The organism is Ruegeria sp. CG3, from assembly GCF_056537205.1.
On sequence record NZ_JBQFRC010000001.1, the window covers coordinates 1,821,344 to 1,838,830 of the forward strand.

The following is a 17,487-nucleotide window of genomic DNA, read 5'->3' on the forward strand; positions in this document are numbered from 1 at the left end:
CGCTAGGGTGCAAGCCTGGCCAGCAAATCCTGGTTTCGGCAATACTCCGGTGGCCGTCCGTCGCCGTTTTGAAGCGCCAACGCGCGGTCGCAGTGATAGGGGTTTGTACAGCCTGTACAGCGCAGCACCGCGTCGGTGATTTCGTCGATGGAAACCGAACCGCCGATTGCGGCCTCCTGCAGGTCAACGCCCAGTTTCTGGGCCATTCGATCCACCAAAGCGGCGTGGCGGCGCAATTCTTCGCGTCTGGACATCCGAGTTCCTTTCGCTGTCTCGCTGAAAAGAACCCTAGCGCCATAACCCCACGGTGCCCTTGATTCAGGTCAAGAGACAACCCCCAGGTGGTCAAGGTAGGCCCGTGTGGCGTCCTGGACCCGCCTGAAACGATCTCCGCCCAGCTTTTTGCCGCCATACCATCGGGTCACAATGACCACGTGATCCTGCACACCGGCGCGTTCCAACATGCGCAATATGACCATCCCCGCACCGGTTTCGCCATCATCTGCCTTGAGAGCGCCGGTCGGCAAAATCGCGGCCCACGTGTTATGGGTCGCCTTGGCATATGCCTTGTCCGATTTAAGGTCGCGCAATACCGCATCGACCTCATCCCGCGACCTGACGGGAGCACCGCTCACCGCGTATTTCGAGCCTCGATCCGTCAGAACAACCCCCATCCGCTGGATCTGGGTCATTGGGTCAGGCCGAGCTGGCCGGCTGTTTCCAGAACAACTTCGATGCGCTTGGCATTGGGCGGATGAGACGCCAGAAAGCGGTCACCCGGATCTGGAATCCGGCCGAAATAGGCCATGCCGACCAGCGGATTGTACCCAGCCGAATAGGTGATCAAAGTTCCCATCCGGTCCGCTTCCAGCTCGAATTCTTTCGTGTAGCTCTGAACTCCGACCTCGGCACCCAGCTTCTGAGCACGTTCAATTCCGGCCGCGTCCTCGCCTTGCGCCTCAGCCAGTTCTCCGAAAATTCGAGCCCCTTCCTTGGCGTTTTTTACCTGCCGGGCGATGTGGCCCAGGATGTGATGCGCCGCCTCGTGTCCCATCACGAACGCCATCTCGTCAGCGTTCTGCGTCGACTTGACCATTTCCTGCGTGAAAATAATGAACGGGCGCCCATCCTTGTCCAACGTCTGGAACGCATTTGGCTCGGCAAACGGATCCGTGTCGATCAGAATGCCGAAATCGCAGTTCTGCCCCGGTGTCTCGCGCTGACAGACTTTTTGCGCCGCCGCCCCGACCGACCTGCTGACCTGCTGAAACGTCAGTGCCGAGTCGCGCAGTTCGGGCGAGGACGGTGACCAATCATCAACTGCAATGAACCCGCCCGCAGTGCATGCGGACACAACCAAGACCAGCAAAAACCTGAGGCGGTGCATTCCGGATCCTTTCTGTTCGTGCCGGCAGGAAAGCTTAGCGCGATGTGGCCCCCCTGACCACAGCCCGAAACCCAATCAGCGGGTTGCATTGCGATCGCAGGCTGGGCAGTCTGGGAACATGTTTTCGATTGAGCATGAATTCGACTCGACAGTCATTACCCTGGTGGACGAAGGCCCGGAGCCTTTGCAAGAAGACGTGGTGATCAACAGTTTCGCCGAGTGCGTAACAATCGAGCAGTTGGACCCCCGAACGGACCAGATGCAGAAAATCACCCTTTCGCCCGAACAGGTGCGCGATCTTGCCGCCGCTCTGGATCTGCCCGAAGGGGTCTACCAGATCAGGGAGACACCAGCCTAGGGATCGTAGACAAAGACCTTGTCGCGCCCTGTATGGCCTTTTTTCAGCGTCAAAGCTGACGGTGAGGCACCCATGGCCCGGGCCAGCAGCTTGACCACGGCCAGGTTCGCCTTTCCATCCTCGGGCACGGCGGTGACAGCGATGTGCACTGTCGCCCCGCCGAAAGAAATCCGGTCCTGCGCAGCTTTGGGAGTCACCCGCACGGGAATCGATTGCCCGGGTCGCGCCAGATGCGCAAGGTCCGGCAGGTTTCGCAGTTTCGGTTTTGCCATCACGTTCTCTTCCGCATTTGGACGGTGCCGGGTGGCACAATATGCAACAGTTTTGCATCTTGCCCTTGAAACCGGCGCGTGTCTGCCCGAGATACGACAGAACCATGTAAAGGAATTTAACATATGACGCTGAAAAACCCGGCTGCGTTCGAGTTCCTGCAGTCGCGCAGGTCACGGCCCGCCAAGACGTTGATGGCCCCGGCGCCGACCCGCGACGAATTGATCCCGTTGCTGACCGCAGCCGCTCGCAGCCCCGATCATGGCAAGTTGGAACCTTGGCGGTTCATCGTCATCGAAAAAGGCGCAATGCCGCGATTGGCCGATCTGACCGAGGAACGAGGCGTTGCGCTGGGGAAAAGCCCCGAAGACATTGCCAAGGCCCGTAGTCAGTTCGATATGGGGCATCTCGCTGTTGCCGTCATCGAAGTGCAAAAACCATCGCCGAAAATCCCTGGAATCGAACAAACCTACTCGGCCGGGGCGGTCTGCCTTGCACTGCTCAACGCAGCCCTTGCTGCGGGTTGGGGTGCCAACTGGCTTTCAGGTTGGCAGTCGCACGACCGCGAATTCTGCGAACGCGGTTTGGGCCTGGCCGACAATGAACGCATTGCCGGACTGATTCACATCGCAACCGAAGGGGCCACGCCGCCCGAAAGGCCCCGCCCGGACGTGGCCGCGATGACCGAGTGGGTGACGGAATGATCATCCTCAACGCGTTCTTCGCTGCCTTGGGGCAGCTTGGAGATGCTCGATTCCGATCGGTGCTAATACGCGGTGTCGGCCTGACGATTGTGCTGCTTGTTGTTGCCTGTGCGGTTGCGATTTGGGGCATCAACGCCCTTGCTGGTCAGGAGATATCGCTGCCATTTTTCGGCGACGTCCCGTGGCTGAACGACGTTCTGAACTATTCAGGGATCTTTCTGGTTCTGATCCTGCCGGTCTTTCTGATGGTGCCGGTGGCCTCAGCCATCACATCGATGTTTCTGGATGAGGTCGCACAGGCCGTTGAAGACCGGCATTACCCAAACCTACCCCCTGTTCCGTCCGTCCCGATCTGGGACGCACTGTTGGACTCGCTGGGATTCTTGGGCGTGTTGATTGTGGCCAACGTATTGGCGTTGGTCCTTTACGCGCTGTTCACACCCCTCGCTCCGTTCATCTTTTGGGGAATGAACGGGTTTTTGCTGGGTCGGGAGTATTTCACGCTGGCGGCCATGCGCCGGATCGGGCGCGACGGTGCGCGGGCGTTGCGGGCACGCCATGCCGGGACGATCTGGGTCGCCGGAATCTTGATGGCCATCCCCCTGTCGATCCCGCTGGTAAACCTTGTCATTCCGATCATCGGAGCCGCAACATTCACGCATATCTTTCATGGACTATCGCGACAGGCTGAGCGCTGATTACTCGCGCGGTTCCATCTGGTTCAACCAGTCGAAATCACGAACTGAAATTACGCCAGAAACAATGATCCCTGCGATCACCGCCCACAACACGATAGAAATACCGGTGGTGATCCAGATCTTTTTCTTCATGTGGTGAACTTCCGGAGCGCCCGCATGGGTCCCCGGCACGATGTCGCCCAGATCGCCTTGCGTCTTGATGCGGACCGGCAGCACGACCAACAAGGTCATGAACCAGATCACGGCGAACAATACCAGCGCAGCAGTGATTGTCATTTCGGCGCCTCCTCAGCCCGGCTCAGACTTGCTCCAGCTCCACAAGGCACCCGTTGAAGTCCTTGGGGTGCAGAAACAGCACGGGCTTGCCGTGCGCGCCGATTTTGGGTTCTCCGGTTCCGAGAACGCGGGCACCGGTCGCCTTCAGGTGATCCCGTGCGGCGATGATGTCTTCGACCTCATAACAGACATGGTGGATGCCACCCGCCGGGTTCTTTTCCAGGAAGCCGTTGATCGGGCTGTCGTCGCCCAGCGGGTACAGTAGCTCGATCTTGGTATTGGGCAGTTCGATGAAGACCACCGTAACGCCATGGTCCGGTTCATCCTGAGGTTCACCAACCTTGGCGCCCAGCGCGTTGCGGTATTGGGCGGATGCGGCCTCGAGGTCGGGCACGGCGATGGCGACATGGTTTAGGCGGCCAATCATGGCGGTCTCCTCTGTTCTGCGTTGCAGCGTTTATGGGGGCTGCCCTGTCAAAGGGCAAGTGCGCCAAAACGCGCGTTAACCCTGTGTTAGCCAGGAGTTCCTAGCGTGAGGCATCTGCTGAAAGGAGTTCTGCCATGGACGATTCGGTGCCGTTCGCCCCATCCACCGTCGCCCCCAGCGCCACCCGGCCTTTGCTGGGTCAGACCATTCTGGTTGTCGAGGACAGTCGTTATGCCTGTGATGCAATGCGACTGATGTGCCTGCACAGCGGCGCCCGCATCCGCCGGGCCGATTGCCTGAGGTCGGCGCGCAGGCACCTTCAGATCTATCGCCCGTCGGTGATCGTGGTTGATATGGGTCTGCCGGACGGCTCTGGCGCAGACCTGATCGCGGAACTGAACGCGGTTTCCCCACGTATCAGCGTCATCCTTGGTATGTCCGGCGACAACTGCGCCGAAACGCTTGCCTTGCAAGCCGGAGCCGATGGTTTTCTGGCGAAACCGTTGAATTCGCTGATCAGCTTCCAAAGGGCCATCCTGGAGAACCTCCCCGAAGACCGCCGTCCGGGTTCGCTCCAATCCGTCAAAGACGAACAGATCTGCCCCGATCCGCTGGCTTATCAGGATGACATGGCGCATATCGCAGATGTTCTGACCGGGCCTGCGGATTCACGCACGCTGGACTATGCCGCGCAATTCCTGCGCGGTGTTGCCCGAGATGCCGAGGACACGGTTCTGGAACAAGCAGCCCATGACCTCGCATCCTCGCGCGCCAAGGGCGCTCCGGTAACAGCTTTGGCTGCGCGCGTTGCCGGTCTTGTCCAAAGCCGTCTTGAAAGACGAAAGGCGATCTGAATGACACTGGCCTATTTCGTGACAACAGCCATGCTCTGCGCTTGGTGGTATTGGCACACCCGCAGATCCGCACGGACCATTCGCGCCAACCGCGAAAAACAGCCGAACTGGCTGGACTGAATTCAAGTTCAAGGGGTTTTAGCCACTTGGAAAACGCGGGCACCGATAAGCACTGAAGTACTTGGCGGAAAGTTCGCTTCGCGCCACCGCAGTAGTTTTGACCGCACCCAAAGGTTTTTCACACTCTGGGTACGGTCCTTGGCTCATTCCTGAGGGATGACCCGCAGGCCCAGTTCCATCAGCTGATCCGAAGTCGGGTCCGAAGGCGCTTGCATCATCAGATCTTCGGCACGCTGGTTCATCGGGAACATCATGACCTCGCGGATGTTGGCCTCGTCCGCAAGCAGCATGACGATCCGGTCGATACCGGCGGCGCAGCCCCCGTGCGGCGGAGCTCCATAGTGGAACGCGTTGAACAGCGCGCCAAAGCGGCTTTTGACCTCGTCCTCGCCGTAGCCGGCCAGTTCGAACGCCTTGAGCATGATTTCGGGCTTGTGGTTCCGGATCGCACCCGACACCAGCTCGTAACCGTTGCAGGCCAGGTCGTACTGATAGCCCTTGACCTCAAGCGGGTCGCCCTGCAGCGCCTCCATGCCACCCTGCGGCATCGAGAACGGGTTGTGTTCGAAATCGATCTCGCCGGTTTCCTCGTCCTTCTCGTAGATCGGGAAATCCACGATCCAGGCGAAGGCGAACCGGTCCTTGTCGGTCAGGCCCAGCTCTTCGCCGATAACGTCGCGCGCCTTGCCGGCGACTTTTTCAAAGGCTTTGGGCTTACCACCCAGGAAGAACGCCGCGTCACCGACCCCAAGGCCCAGCTGCTGGCGAATTGCCTCGGTGCGTTCAGGGCCGATGTTCTTGGCCAGCGGGCCGGCCGCTTCCATCCCCTCACCCTGATCGCGCCAGAAGATATAGCCCATACCGGGCAGACCTTCTTTCTGTGCAAAGGCGTTCATGCGGTCGCAGAACTTGCGGCTGCCGCCACCCGGCGCGGGGATCGCGCGGATCTCGGTACCTTCCTGTTCCAGCAGCTTGGCGAAAATCGCGAAACCGGACCCGCGGAAGTGTTCCGACACCACCTGCATCTTGATCGGGTTGCGCAGATCGGGCTTGTCGGAGCCATACCACAGCGCCGCGTCTTTGTAGGAAATCTGCGGCCATTCCTGATCAACCTTCCGGCCACCGCCGAATTCTTCGAAGATTCCCGTCAGAACTGGCTGGATCGTGTCGAACACGTCCTGCTGGGTTACGAAGGACATCTCGAGGTCGAGCTGGTAGAAGTCCGTGGGCGACCGGTCGGCGCGCGGGTCCTCGTCACGGAAGCAGGGCGCGATCTGGAAATACTTGTCGAAGCCCGACACCATGATCAGCTGCTTGAACTGCTGCGGCGCCTGCGGCAACGCATAGAACTTGCCCGGATGCAGGCGCGAGGGCACCAGGAAGTCGCGTGCGCCCTCGGGGCTGGACGCGGTGATGATCGGCGTCTGATATTCGCGGAAGCCCTGATCCCACATGCGGCGGCGCATGCTGGCCACCACGTCCGAGCGCAGTGCCATGTTGCGCTGCATCGCCTCGCGACGCAGGTCCAGGTAGCGATAGCGCAGGCGGGTTTCCTCGGGGTATTCCTGATCGCCGAACACCATCAGCGGCAGTTCCTCGGCCGCGCCCAGCACTTCCAGTTCGCGGACATAGACCTCGATCTCGCCGGTGGGCAGCTTGGGGTTCACCAACTCGGCATCGCGCGCCTTGACCGTGCCGTCGATGCGGATGCACCATTCCGAGCGCACTTTCTCCAACGCGCTGAACGCAGCACTGTCGCCGTCGCACAGAACCTGGGTCACGCCATAGTGGTCGCGCAGGTCGATGAACAGCACGCCGCCGTGATCTCGCACCCGATGAACCCAACCCGACAGGCGGACGGTTTCACCGACATTGGCGGCGGTCAGATCGGCGCAGGTGTGGCTGCGATAGGCGTGCATGGATGATATCCCTTCGGGCGCTGAATTCGTCGCGCCGATACACCGCGATCGGGTCGGGAAGTCAAGGGTTGGAGCACGATGCGCCTCCATCGGAGCCCGGAATGCAGACAAATTCGAAAAAATCGCTATCTTTTGGACAGGTGAACTCGAATAGTTTTCCCGGCACGCGGGAGCCAGGCCCCTTGAGCAAGGAGATGTTCGGCCGATGTGGCAAGCTGTTTTGGATCGCGTATTGCGGGGTTTCATCACCCGCGGAACTCTGCGGATCACCTATCCTGACGGGACGGCGCGCACCTATGGCGACGCCACGCAGCCCGAGGCGCATATCGCCCTGCATGACCCCGCATTGATGGCGCGCCTGGTGCACAGCCCCGAGATGGCATTTGGCGAGGGCTACATGGACGGTACCCTGACCGTCGACGAAGGCGGCCTGGAAAGCGCCATGCGGATCGCGATTCGATGCGCGGCCAGCGGGTCGTTGCCCCTGCTGCAGCAGATCCAGGACTGGGCCGGGTATCTGCTGCGACCAATCCTGCAGCGCAACTCGGTCCGCTCAGCGCGGCGCAACGTGGCGCATCACTATGACCTGTCAGACGACTTCTACCGGCTGATTCTGGACCCTGACATGCAGTACAGCTGCGCCTATTTCCAGCAGCCTTGGATGACTTTGGAACAGGCGCAAGCCGCCAAAAAGGCGCATATCGCGCGCAAGCTGTGCCTGGAGCCCGGCATGCGGGTGCTGGACATCGGCTGTGGCTGGGGCGGGCTGGCCCTGACGCTGGCGCGTGACCACGGCGTGCAGGTGACCGGGCTGACCCTGTCGCAGAACCAGCACCGCACCGCGACCGCGCGGGTGCAGCAGGCCGGGCTGACCGACCGCATCGAAATTCGGCTGATGGACTACCGGCAGATGCAGGATCAGTTCGACCGGATCGTCTCGGTCGGGATGCTGGAGCATGTGGGCGCGCCACAGCTGCGCACCTATTTCGACCGGGTCGCAGCCCTGTTGAAGCCCGACGGCGTGGCGTTGATCCATTCCATCGGCCGCAACGGGCCGCCCACCGGCCAGTCGCCCTGGCTGAACAAGTACATCTTCCCGGGCGGCTATGTCCCGTCGCTCGAAGAAATCGTCAAGCCCGTGGCGCGCACCGGCTTGTGGTTTCTGGATGTCGAAAGCCTGCGGCTGCATTATGCCCTGACCCTGCGCGCCTGGCGCGACCGGTTCGAAAGCAATCTGGACCAGGTGCGCGCGATGTATGATGACCGGTTCATCCGCATGTGGAGGTTCTATCTGACCGCCTGCATCCTGGTGTTTGAGGAGCGTGACCAGACCGTGTTCCAACTGCAGCTGGGTCATCGCCGCGACGCGGCGCCGTTGACGCGGGACTATTTGTATCAGCCCGATCAGGACATGCGCGACGCCGCCGAGTAGCGCCGTTAGAACGGGCGCTGCACGTTGCCGGAATAGAAGAACACGCCAAGCCCGGCGGCGAAGATGATGTTGCCCGCAATCGCGTGCAGCAGCACCGCATAGAAGAACGACCCACGCTTGCGGTAGGCCCAAGAAAACAGCAGCCCGCCCGCGAATGTCATCACGGTGACGATCCAGCTCCAATACATCAGGTGGGCAAAGGCGAACAGCCCGGCGTTCAGCAACGGCAAGGCCGCGCCGTTAGGCAGGATCGCGTGATAGCGGCGATAGAACAGTGTGCGGAACAGCAGCTCTTGCGGCAGCGCCGACAGCAGCGGATAGCCCAGCCAGATCACGGCCAGAAATTCGGGCCGGTTCAGAAGCAGAAAAAGGGCCGCATCGGGGCGCGTAGCCATCACCAGGGCCGAACAAATTGCCGCCATTGCCAGAGAGAACCCGATCACCTCGACCCAGCGCCAGTTGCGCCAGCCATAGCGCAGCTCGGCCCAGGAAAAGCCCGGGGTGCGGTGCAGCAGGGCGATCCCGACAGCGGTGAAGAAGAACAGGGCCGGAAACATCCAGTCGGGTGGAAACAGAACCGCGATCAGCAAGGGGACCGCGACATAGAACGCCACGAATTCAGCCTTCAGGCGCAGGTTCGATACCTGCAATCCACGCGCAGAGCTGCGGTCGCTCATGGCAGCCTCACCTCGGCCGGGATCAAACCGCGCAAGGAATTGCCCATCCAGACCCGGTGCGCGGCTGCCAGGTCATGCAGGGTCAAGACTGCCTCGGCCGCGCGTCCGGTTTCGAGCAACTCCTCACGCAGGATGCCCGGCAGCAGGCCCGCGGCAACCGGAGGTGTCAGAAGGCGCCCGTCTTCAGTTTCGACGAACAGGTTGGTGATGGTGCCCTCGCACAGTTCATCCCGTTCGTTCAGGAACAACAGCTCGTCCACGCCGTCGGGTAATTCCGCCCGTGCCTGATCATAGATCGCGCGGCGGGTGGTCTTATGGCGCAGCCAGATGTCCGAGGACGTAAGCCTTGTTGTCGCCAGACCCACCGTCCAGCCCGGCGGGTTGTCTGCCAAAGACCCCGTGGTGACCTTGGGTACACCGGTCAAGTCCAGCGTCAGCCGACACCGCAGCGGATCAGCACCGGACACACCGTCCACCACTTCGCCGAAGCGCCGCACGTCGAACCGAACACCCAGCCAGTCCGCAGTCCGCGCCATGCGCCGCAGGTGACGGGTCACACGTACAAAGCCCTGCCCAGGCCGAAACGCAAAGGTTTCGATCAGGCGGAAATCAGGCTCAGTTGGTGTGCGAACCGGGCTTTCCATAGCGCTTCCTCATATTCCGACGCGGCGGTGCTGTCCCAGACGACGCCCCCGCCGACGTTCAACGTGGCCCGATTGCCCTCGACCATCAGGGTCCGGATTGCGACGTTGAACTCCGACCGCCCGTCCGGGGCGGCCCAGCCGATGGTGCCGCAGTAGATGTCACGCGGCCAGGGCTCCAGATCCGACAGGATCTCCATCGCACGGATCTTGGGCGCCCCAGTAATCGATCCACAGGGAAACAGCGCCGACAGGATGTCGGACAGCCCGGCCCCCACCTGCAGCCGCGCCTGCACCAGCGACACCATCTGATGCACGGTGGCGTAGGTCTCGACCTTGAACAGCTCGGGCACCTGCACGGTTCCCGGCAGCGCCACGCGACTGATGTCATTGCGCAGCAGGTCCACGATCATCAGGTTCTCGGCCCGGTTCTTTTCGTCCGAGGACAGGAAATCGCGCCGCCGGGCGTCCTCGGCCAGATCGGCGCTGCGCGGCTGGGTGCCCTTCATCGGCCGGGTCTCGATCATCCCGTCGGCATCGGTGCGGAAGAACAGCTCGGGCGAACGGCTGAGCAAGTCGGGCAGCCCGTCCTGCTGGACCAGTGCGCCATGGCCGACCGGCTGTCCGGCGGTCAGCGCGGCATAGAGCGCGGCGCTGTCGCCCTCGGTTTCCAGGTCGATGGGAAAGGTCAGGTTGGCCTGATAGATGTCCCCGGCCCCGATCGCATCATGTACGGTGCGGAAGGCTTCGGCATAACGCGCCTCGCTCCACCGCGGCCGGAACGCAGTCAGCCCGGCCGCACCGGACGGCAGCTCCTGCGCGCTCGGGCCATCGAACACCCCAAAGCACAATAGCGGCAATCGACGGTTCGCGGGCAGCCTTGCGGCCAGCTTCGGCTCAAGCGCATAGCCAAGCTCGTAGCTGGCATATCCGGCCAGCCAGCCGCCCTGCGCGCGCGCGTCATCCAGCGCCGCCAATGCCTGGGGCACCTGCTCCGCCCGGTCGGCGCGGATCACCTGGGCGGGCCGGTCGAAACCGGTGCCCGGACCGGCGGGTCCCTGATCGAAACGAATGCGCAATTGCTTCCTCATCTGCCGTTCAGCGGCATATAGAGAATACGGTGCCAAGGGAAAGGGGGGAAAGCGGCAATTTCGCTTCCGTTTCCGATCCCCCTTGCACCTTTTGCCCGGGTCCCTATAACGCACGACAATTTGGGCGCATGGGCGGCGCCCGCGACTCGTGCAAAATCGAAGGGGCCAGGCCATGCCGAAGAGAACCGACATCCAGTCGATCATGATCATCGGGGCGGGGCCCATTGTCATCGGGCAAGCCTGCGAGTTCGACTATTCCGGCGCCCAGGCCTGCAAGGCCCTGCGCGAGGAAGGGTATCGGGTCATCCTGGTGAACTCGAACCCCGCCACGATCATGACCGACCCCGAACTGGCCGACGCCACCTACATCGAACCGATCACGCCCGAGGTCGTCGCCAAGATCATCGAAAAGGAACGCCCTGACGCCCTGCTGCCCACGATGGGAGGTCAGACCGGCCTGAACACCTCCTTGGCGCTGGAGGAGATGGGCGTGCTGGAAAAATTCGGCGTCGAGATGATCGGCGCCAAGCGCGAGGCCATCGAAATGGCCGAAGACCGCAAGCTGTTCCGTGAGGCGATGGACCGCCTGGGTCTTGAAAACCCCAAGGCCACCATCGTCACCGCCCCCAAAAAAGCCGACGGTTCTGCCGATCTGGATGCCGGCGTGCAAATGGCACTGGACGAGCTGGAAAGCATCGGCTTGCCCGCGATCATCCGCCCGGCCTTTACCTTGGGTGGCACCGGCGGCGGTGTGGCTTACAACCGTGAGGATTACATCCACTTTTGCCGCTCGGGCATGGATGCCTCGCCGGTGAACCAGATCCTCGTCGACGAAAGCCTTCTGGGCTGGAAAGAATATGAAATGGAGGTGGTGCGCGACACTGCCGACAACGCGATCATCGTCTGCTCGATCGAGAACGTCGATCCGATGGGCGTGCATACCGGTGACTCGATCACCGTGGCCCCTGCGCTGACGCTGACCGACAAGGAATACCAGATCATGCGCAACGGCTCGATCGCCGTTCTGCGCGAGATCGGCGTCGAAACGGGCGGATCGAACGTGCAATGGGCGATCAACCCGGCAGACGGCCGCATGGTCGTGATCGAGATGAACCCGCGTGTGTCGCGCTCGTCAGCGCTGGCGTCCAAGGCGACAGGCTTCCCGATCGCCAAGATAGCCGCCAAGCTGGCGGTGGGCTACACGCTGGACGAGCTGGACAATGACATCACCAAGGTCACGCCTGCGTCTTTCGAACCGACCATCGACTATGTCGTCACCAAAATCCCGAAATTCGCTTTCGAGAAATTCCCCGGATCCGAGCCTTACCTGACCACCGCGATGAAATCGGTGGGTGAAGCCATGTCCATCGGTCGTACCATCCACGAATCGATGCAAAAGGCGCTGGCTTCGATGGAGTCGGGCCTGACAGGGTTTGACGAAGTTGAAATTCCGGGCCTCAGCATCGGCCCATGGGATGCGGTCGAAAGCAGCGACGACAAGGCACATGTCATCAAGGCCATCAGCCAGCAGACACCCGACCGTTTGCGCACCATCGCGCAGGCGATGCGCCACGGTCTGACCGACGACGAAATCTTTGCCGTCACCAAGTTCGACCCGTGGTTCCTGGCCCGTATCCGCGAGATCATCGACGCGGAACGCACCGTTCGCAAGGACGGCCTGCCGATGACCGAGGACGGCCTGCGCCGGCTCAAGATGCTGGGCTTTACCGACGCGCGTCTGGGCAATCTGGCCGGCCGCGACGAGGCCAACGTGCGCCGCGCGCGCCATAATCTGGGCGTCATCGCCGTGTTCAAGCGGATCGACACATGCGCCGCCGAATTCGAGGCGCAGACGCCCTACATGTACTCGACCTACGAGGCCCCCACGATGGGCGAGGTCGAATGCGAGGCGCGCCCCAGCGACCGCAAGAAGGTCGTCATTCTGGGCGGCGGCCCCAACCGGATCGGCCAGGGGATCGAGTTCGACTATTGCTGCTGCCACGCCTGTTTCGCGCTGACCGACGCGGGCTATGAAACCATCATGGTCAACTGCAACCCCGAGACGGTTTCGACCGACTACGACACTTCGGACCGCCTGTATTTCGAGCCGCTGACCTTCGAGCATGTGATGGAGATCCTGCGGACCGAGCAGCAGAACGGTACCCTGCACGGCGTGATCGTGCAGTTCGGTGGTCAGACCCCGCTGAAGCTGGCCAATGCGCTCGAGGCCGAAGGTATTCCGATCCTGGGCACCACGCCCGACGCGATCGACCTGGCCGAAGACCGCGAACGGTTCCAGGCACTGGTCAACGATCTGGGCCTGAAACAACCCAAGAACGGCATCGCTTCGACCGACGCGCAGGCATTGGAAATCGCCGAGGAAATCGGCTTCCCGCTGGTGATCCGCCCGTCCTACGTGCTGGGCGGCCGCGCGATGGAGATCGTGCGCGACATGGATCAGCTGAAGCGCTACATCAACGAGGCCGTGGTGGTCTCGGGCGACAGCCCGGTGCTGCTAGACAGCTATTTGGCCGGCGCGGTCGAACTGGACGTGGACGCGCTGTGCGACGGCAAGGATGTCCATGTGGCCGGCATCATGCAGCATATCGAAGAGGCCGGTGTGCACTCGGGCGACTCGGCCTGTTCGCTGCCGCCCTATTCGCTGTCGAAAGAGATCATCTCCGAAATCAAGGACCAGACCTACAAGCTGGCCAAGGCGCTGAACGTCGTGGGCCTGATGAACGTGCAGTTCGCGATCAAGGATGACGAGATCTACCTGATCGAGGTCAACCCGCGCGCCAGCCGCACCGTGCCCTTCGTGGCCAAGGCGACCGACAGCGCAATCGCTTCGATCGCCGCGCGGGTGATGGCGGGCGAGCCGCTGTCGAACTTCCCGCAACGCCCGCCCTACAAGGAAGGTCAGGACACCAAGATCGCCGACCAGATGACCCTGGCCGACCCGGACATGCCCTGGTTCTCGGTGAAAGAGGCGGTGCTGCCCTTTGCCCGCTTCCCCGGTGTCGATACCATCCTTGGCCCCGAGATGCGCTCGACCGGTGAGGTCATGGGCTGGGACCGCGACTTCCCCCGCGCCTTCCTCAAGGCGCAGATGGGCGCGGGCATGGTGCTGCCGTCCAAGGGACGGGCTTTCATCTCGATCAAGGATGCCGACAAGGGTCCGGCGATGATCGAGGCTGCGCAGGTTCTGGTCGAGCAGGGATTCTCGCTGGTGGCCACCCGCGGAACACAGACATGGCTGGAGTCCAAGGGCGTGCCCTGTGACGTGGTCAACAAGGTCTACGAGGGCCGCCCCGATGTGGTGGACATGCTGAAGGACGGTCAGGTCCAGTTGGTCATGAACACCACCGAAGGCGCGCAGGCAGTTGAGGACAGCAAGGCCATCCGCTCGATCGCGCTGTATGACAAGATCCCCTACTACACCACGGCCGCGGCCAGCCATGCCGCCGCGTTAGCCATCAAGGCGCAGGCAGAAGGGGATGTGGAGGTCAAATCGCTACAGGGTTGAAGCCCGCAGCGGACAAGCAAAAAGCCCCGGCCATTCGCCGGGGCTTTTTTGTGGGATCATGCAGTCTGCGCCGCCAGCCTGCGCTGTTCTTCCCGAGAGAAGAACAGCATGTAGAACACCGGCGCGGCGACCATGGTCAGGATCGTCGCGAAAGCCAGACCACCCATGATCGTCACTGCCATCGACACGAAGAACGCGTCGGTCAGCAGCGGCGCCATCCCCAGGATCGTGGTGATCGCCGCCAGCATGACCGGGCGCAGACGCGAGACCGAGGCTTCGATGATCGCGTCGCGCAGGGGCTTGCCCGTGGCGCGGACAAGGTCGATCTCTTCGACCAGTACAATACCGTTCTTGATCAGCATCCCCGACAGGCTGAGAAGCCCGAGAAGCGCGGTGAAGGTAAAGGGCAGGCCCGTGCCCAACAGCCCGATCACCACGCCGTTCACCGACATCGGCACCAGCAGCCAGATGATGACCGGTTGCCGGATCGCGTTGAACAGCAGCACCGAGATCAGAACCATGATCAAAAGGCTCAGCGGCAACTGTTTGCCAAGGCTGGCTTGCGCTTTGCCGGAATCCTCGAACTCGCCGCCCCATTCCAGCTTGTAGCCCAGCGGCAGTTCCATGTCCTCGATCGCATCGCGAATCTCGGAATGAACCTGTGCCGCGGTCAGGCCGGCCGGGATGTCTGCGCCCACCGTGACGGTCAGAACGCGATCTCGTCGATGCACCAGCGTATTGAGCGCTTTGTACTGGAACCCGTCCACCATCTGCTCGATCGGCACGAACTTCTGTGACTGGTCCGAATACACCACTTGATCCACGATCGAGTATTCCCCGTCCGCCGGTCGACGCAGGATGATCGGGATCAGGCGGTCCCTCTCGCGGAACACGCCGCCGGTGATGCCGTCCGTCGAAAACTGCAGGGTGGCGGCGATGTCTTCGCGGGTTACACCGGCCGTCTGCGCACGCTCGGTGGCATAGATCGGCTGGACCGCCAATTCCATTTCACGCCAGTCGTGATGCACGTCCAGCGCGTTGGGCGAGGCCGCCGACATGCGCCGCACCGCCTCGTCGGCCAGTTGCCGCAGGACGACCGGATCGCTGCCCGAGAACCGCGCCTCGATCGGGGTACCGCCGCCGGGGCCGAAGACCAGACGCTTGGTCCGGAATTCGCCTTCAGGGAATTGGGTTTCACCAAAGGCCTCCAGATCAGCACGCAAGACGGGAATGTCCTCGAGCGTTTCGGTCCGGATGATCATGTGCCCATAGCTTGGGTTGGGCTTCTCGGCCGAATAGGTCAACATGAACCGCGTCGCGCCCTGCCCCACGAAGGTGGTGACCGAGACGACATCATCCCGCTGGGCCAGCCAGTCCTCGAAGACTTGCATATCGGTACTCGTCCGCGCGATCGGAGTCCCCTGCGGCAGCTTGTAATGGACGAAGAACAGCGGCGTGTTGGAGTCCGGAAAAAACTGCTGTTTCACCATCGCGAAGCCGGCATAGCAGATCACGGTAACCCCAACCAAACCGGCCACCACCAGCCAACGGAACCGCAATGCCCAGCGCAGGATCGCCCCGTAGGTTCGGAACAGGATGCCGCTATAAGCGTCGACATCCACGTCCTTGCCCTGTTTGAAGAAATAATGCCCCAACAACGGTGTTGCTGTGATGGCCAGCACCCAGCTCAGCAGCAACGAGATCGCGATCACCGCAAACAATGAGAACAGGAATTCGCCCGTCGCATCCGGGCTGAGCCCAATCCCAGCAAAGGCCATGATTCCGATGACCGTGGCCCCCAGAAGGGGGATCTGGGTCTTGGACGCGGCCTCGTCGGCAGCATCGCGCGAGCTTTTTCCCTTGAGCATGGAGATCTGCATCCCCTCGGCCACCACGATGGCATTATCGACCAGCATCCCCATCGCAATGATCAGCGCGCCCAGCGAAATGCGCTCCATCTCGATGGAAAACAGCGCCATGAACAGCAGGGTCCCGACAACGGTCAACAAAAGGGTCGAGCCCACAACGACCGCCGCGCGCCAACCCATGAATATTCCAAGCACCGCCACCACGATGGCAACCGACATGGCCAGGTTCACTAGAAAATCGTTCGAAGCCTGCTCGACCACGACGTGCTGCTGGTAGATCGGCAATACATCGACGCCTGCGGGAATCTCCACATCCAGCTCGGCCAGCTTGGCGTCTACGCGCTTTCCGACTTCCACGATGTTTTCCGTCGACAGGCCGGCAATACCCAGGGTGAAAGCTTCGACGCCGTTGAACCGGATTATGATGTCAGGATCGGTCTGGCGGGCCCGGTAGACATCGGCCATGTCAAAGAGGTTGATCACTTGCCCCTGAGAGCCAACCGACAGCCCGGCGATCTCGGACACGCTGTCCGACCCGTCCGCCGTCAGGATCGTGGTGCGATCGTCGTCTGACCGAAGCGTCCCTGAGGACTGGACCGAATTGGCGTTGGCAATCGCTTCATTGATCGACTGCAACGGCACATTCTGGTTGACCGAAATGGCCAGGTCCGGCTCGATGAAAATGGCTTCGTCTGGCAAGCCCTGCACTTCAACGTCCGCAACGCCCTCAACGGTCAGCAACTCGCGCCGCAAGAAGGTCGACAATTCGTGCTTTTCGGCGTCGCTGAACCCTTCCGCGGTGACCGCATAGAAAAGACCGAACACGTCACCGAACCCGTCATTCACATAGGGCTGGCTGACACCGGACGGCAATCCACGGGCCGCATCCCGGACCTTGGCGCGCAGTCGGGTCCAGATATCCGGCAATTCGCTGCCATCGTAGGTGGACTTGATCTCGACTTCGATCAGCGATTGACCGGGACGGTTGACCGAAGTGATGACATCGACCTCGCCCATCTGCTGGATCGCAGATTCCAAAGGTTCCGAGACCTCCTCGGCCACCTGTTCAGCCGTCGCACCGGGATACGTGGTCAACACTACGGCGTTCTTGATGGTAAAGGCCGGATCTTCGAGCCGGCCGAGCGACGAAAATCCCCAGATCCCACCCAGCAAGGCGATCAGGATCACCAGCCACGTATAGATCGGCCTGTCGATCGAGGCGCGTGCGATATTCATATT

At 61.8% G+C, this 17,487-nt stretch carries 17 protein-coding genes; 6 read left to right on the plus strand and 11 right to left on the minus strand.

The genetic code is table 11. From position 1 onward, the window contains the following. Nucleotides 1–2: 2 nt before the first annotated feature. The 3 genes from ACR0NB_RS09015 to ACR0NB_RS09025 all read right to left on the minus strand — a co-directional run bounded on the left by ACR0NB_RS09015 (nt 3) and on the right by ACR0NB_RS09025 (nt 1,387). On the minus strand, nt 3–254 hold the full coding sequence (locus ACR0NB_RS09015) for a DUF6455 family protein (protein WP_170365507.1): 252 nt from the start codon (nt 252–254) through the stop codon (nt 3–5). Nucleotides 255–323: 69 nt separating this feature from the next. After that, a complete protein-coding gene (locus tag ACR0NB_RS09020; RefSeq protein ID WP_170365505.1) occupies nt 324–692 on the minus strand; it encodes a YigZ family protein in 369 nt (122 codons plus the stop codon). After that, nucleotides 689–1,387, minus strand: a complete 699-nt coding sequence (locus ACR0NB_RS09025; RefSeq protein ID WP_480775454.1) for a M48 family metallopeptidase — start codon at nt 1,385–1,387, stop codon at nt 689–691. Before ACR0NB_RS09025 ends, ACR0NB_RS09020 begins: the two co-directional genes overlap by 4 nt. A gap of 118 nt (nt 1,388–1,505) precedes the next feature. On the opposite strand from ACR0NB_RS09025, the gene ACR0NB_RS09030 reads away from it, so the two are divergent. Then, nucleotides 1,506–1,745: a hypothetical protein gene (locus tag ACR0NB_RS09030; protein ID WP_093964694.1), complete on the plus strand. Its 240-nt coding sequence runs from the start codon at nt 1,506–1,508 to the stop codon at nt 1,743–1,745. Here ACR0NB_RS09030 and ACR0NB_RS09035 read toward each other — a convergent pair. Then, nucleotides 1,742–2,017, minus strand: coding sequence for a DUF167 domain-containing protein (locus tag ACR0NB_RS09035; RefSeq protein WP_170364767.1), 276 nt, complete (start codon nt 2,015–2,017; stop codon nt 1,742–1,744). The genes ACR0NB_RS09030 and ACR0NB_RS09035 overlap by 4 nt on opposite strands. A gap of 123 nt (nt 2,018–2,140) precedes the next feature. Between ACR0NB_RS09035 and ACR0NB_RS09040 the strand changes: the two genes are divergently transcribed. Both ACR0NB_RS09040 and ACR0NB_RS09045 read left to right on the plus strand, forming a co-directional pair. After that, entirely contained in the window at nt 2,141–2,719 is a 579-nt protein-coding gene (locus tag ACR0NB_RS09040; protein ID WP_480775455.1) for a nitroreductase family protein, read from the plus strand. Continuing rightward, nucleotides 2,716–3,417: an EI24 domain-containing protein gene (locus tag ACR0NB_RS09045; protein WP_480775456.1), complete on the plus strand. Its 702-nt coding sequence runs from the start codon at nt 2,716–2,718 to the stop codon at nt 3,415–3,417. The genes ACR0NB_RS09040 and ACR0NB_RS09045 overlap by 4 nt, the downstream gene beginning before the upstream one ends. Here ACR0NB_RS09045 and ACR0NB_RS09050 read toward each other — a convergent pair whose 3' ends face one another. Together ACR0NB_RS09050 and mce are read right to left on the minus strand one after the other, a co-directional pair. Further along, on the minus strand, nt 3,418–3,693 hold the full coding sequence (locus ACR0NB_RS09050; protein WP_093964691.1) for a DUF1467 family protein: 276 nt from the start codon (nt 3,691–3,693) through the stop codon (nt 3,418–3,420). It lies immediately after the preceding gene. 22 nt (nt 3,694–3,715) lie between these two features. Continuing rightward, nucleotides 3,716–4,120, minus strand: coding sequence for a methylmalonyl-CoA epimerase (gene mce, locus ACR0NB_RS09055; protein WP_093964690.1), 405 nt, complete (start codon nt 4,118–4,120; stop codon nt 3,716–3,718). 134 nt (nt 4,121–4,254) lie between these two features. Here mce and ACR0NB_RS09060 point away from each other — a divergent pair, with 134 nt between their 5' ends. Continuing rightward, on the plus strand, nt 4,255–4,974 hold the full coding sequence (locus tag ACR0NB_RS09060) for a response regulator (protein ID WP_480636560.1): 720 nt from the start codon (nt 4,255–4,257) through the stop codon (nt 4,972–4,974). A gap of 263 nt (nt 4,975–5,237) precedes the next feature. Here ACR0NB_RS09060 and aspS read toward each other — a convergent pair whose 3' ends face one another. After that, a complete protein-coding gene (gene aspS / locus ACR0NB_RS09065) occupies nt 5,238–7,013 on the minus strand; it encodes an aspartate--tRNA ligase (RefSeq protein WP_480775457.1) in 1,776 nt (591 codons plus the stop codon). Nucleotides 7,014–7,218: 205 nt separating this feature from the next. Here aspS and ACR0NB_RS09070 point away from each other — a divergent pair, with 205 nt between their 5' ends. Then, nucleotides 7,219–8,445, plus strand: coding sequence for a class I SAM-dependent methyltransferase (locus ACR0NB_RS09070; protein WP_480775458.1), 1,227 nt, complete (start codon nt 7,219–7,221; stop codon nt 8,443–8,445). Nucleotides 8,446–8,450: 5 nt separating this feature from the next. Here the strand turns inward: ACR0NB_RS09070 and ACR0NB_RS09075 are convergent, their stop codons facing one another. From ACR0NB_RS09075 to ACR0NB_RS09085, 3 genes are read right to left on the minus strand one after another with little or no spacing between them, the layout of a single operon-like run. Then, the gene (locus ACR0NB_RS09075; RefSeq protein ID WP_170420286.1) at nt 8,451–9,122 is read right to left on the minus strand and encodes a CPBP family intramembrane glutamic endopeptidase; all 672 of its coding nucleotides are present in this window, start codon (nt 9,120–9,122) and stop codon (nt 8,451–8,453) included. Then, a complete protein-coding gene (locus ACR0NB_RS09080) occupies nt 9,119–9,766 on the minus strand; it encodes an aminotransferase class IV family protein (protein ID WP_480775459.1) in 648 nt (215 codons plus the stop codon). Before ACR0NB_RS09080 ends, ACR0NB_RS09075 begins: the two co-directional genes overlap by 4 nt. Further along, entirely contained in the window at nt 9,721–10,854 is a 1,134-nt protein-coding gene (locus ACR0NB_RS09085) for an aminodeoxychorismate synthase component I (protein ID WP_480775460.1), read from the minus strand. The genes ACR0NB_RS09080 and ACR0NB_RS09085 overlap by 46 nt, the downstream gene beginning before the upstream one ends. Nucleotides 10,855–11,026: 172 nt before the next feature. Here ACR0NB_RS09085 and carB point away from each other — a divergent pair, with 172 nt between their 5' ends. Continuing rightward, complete coding sequence (gene carB, locus ACR0NB_RS09090) at nt 11,027–14,380, plus strand: carbamoyl-phosphate synthase large subunit (RefSeq protein WP_480775461.1); 3,354 nt, start codon at nt 11,027–11,029, stop codon at nt 14,378–14,380. Nucleotides 14,381–14,436: 56 nt separating this feature from the next. On the opposite strand, the gene ACR0NB_RS09095 is transcribed toward carB, so the two are convergent. Beyond that, nucleotides 14,437–17,484, minus strand: a complete 3,048-nt coding sequence (locus tag ACR0NB_RS09095) for an efflux RND transporter permease subunit (RefSeq protein ID WP_480775462.1) — start codon at nt 17,482–17,484, stop codon at nt 14,437–14,439. Nucleotides 17,485–17,487: the final 3 nt, after the last annotated feature.

Coding starts and splice junctions, on each gene's coding strand:
- ACR0NB_RS09015 (WP_170365507.1), bottom strand. CDS start 254: ATGTCCAGACGCGAAGAATTGCGCCGCCACGCCGCTTTGGTGGATCGA.
- ACR0NB_RS09020 (WP_170365505.1), bottom strand. CDS start 692: ATGACCCAGATCCAGCGGATGGGGGTTGTTCTGACGGATCGAGGCTCG.
- ACR0NB_RS09025 (WP_480775454.1), bottom strand. CDS start 1,387: ATGCACCGCCTCAGGTTTTTGCTGGTCTTGGTTGTGTCCGCATGCACT.
- ACR0NB_RS09030 (WP_093964694.1), top strand. CDS start 1,506: ATGTTTTCGATTGAGCATGAATTCGACTCGACAGTCATTACCCTGGTG.
- ACR0NB_RS09035 (WP_170364767.1), bottom strand. CDS start 2,017: ATGGCAAAACCGAAACTGCGAAACCTGCCGGACCTTGCGCATCTGGCG.
- ACR0NB_RS09040 (WP_480775455.1), top strand. CDS start 2,141: ATGACGCTGAAAAACCCGGCTGCGTTCGAGTTCCTGCAGTCGCGCAGG.
- ACR0NB_RS09045 (WP_480775456.1), top strand. CDS start 2,716: ATGATCATCCTCAACGCGTTCTTCGCTGCCTTGGGGCAGCTTGGAGAT.
- ACR0NB_RS09050 (WP_093964691.1), bottom strand. CDS start 3,693: ATGACAATCACTGCTGCGCTGGTATTGTTCGCCGTGATCTGGTTCATG.
- mce (WP_093964690.1), bottom strand. CDS start 4,120: ATGATTGGCCGCCTAAACCATGTCGCCATCGCCGTGCCCGACCTCGAG.
- ACR0NB_RS09060 (WP_480636560.1), top strand. CDS start 4,255: ATGGACGATTCGGTGCCGTTCGCCCCATCCACCGTCGCCCCCAGCGCC.
- aspS (WP_480775457.1), bottom strand. CDS start 7,013: ATGCACGCCTATCGCAGCCACACCTGCGCCGATCTGACCGCCGCCAAT.
- ACR0NB_RS09070 (WP_480775458.1), top strand. CDS start 7,219: ATGTGGCAAGCTGTTTTGGATCGCGTATTGCGGGGTTTCATCACCCGC.
- ACR0NB_RS09075 (WP_170420286.1), bottom strand. CDS start 9,122: ATGAGCGACCGCAGCTCTGCGCGTGGATTGCAGGTATCGAACCTGCGC.
- ACR0NB_RS09080 (WP_480775459.1), bottom strand. CDS start 9,766: ATGGAAAGCCCGGTTCGCACACCAACTGAGCCTGATTTCCGCCTGATC.
- ACR0NB_RS09085 (WP_480775460.1), bottom strand. CDS start 10,854: ATGAGGAAGCAATTGCGCATTCGTTTCGATCAGGGACCCGCCGGTCCG.
- carB (WP_480775461.1), top strand. CDS start 11,027: ATGCCGAAGAGAACCGACATCCAGTCGATCATGATCATCGGGGCGGGG.
- ACR0NB_RS09095 (WP_480775462.1), bottom strand. CDS start 17,484: ATGAATATCGCACGCGCCTCGATCGACAGGCCGATCTATACGTGGCTG.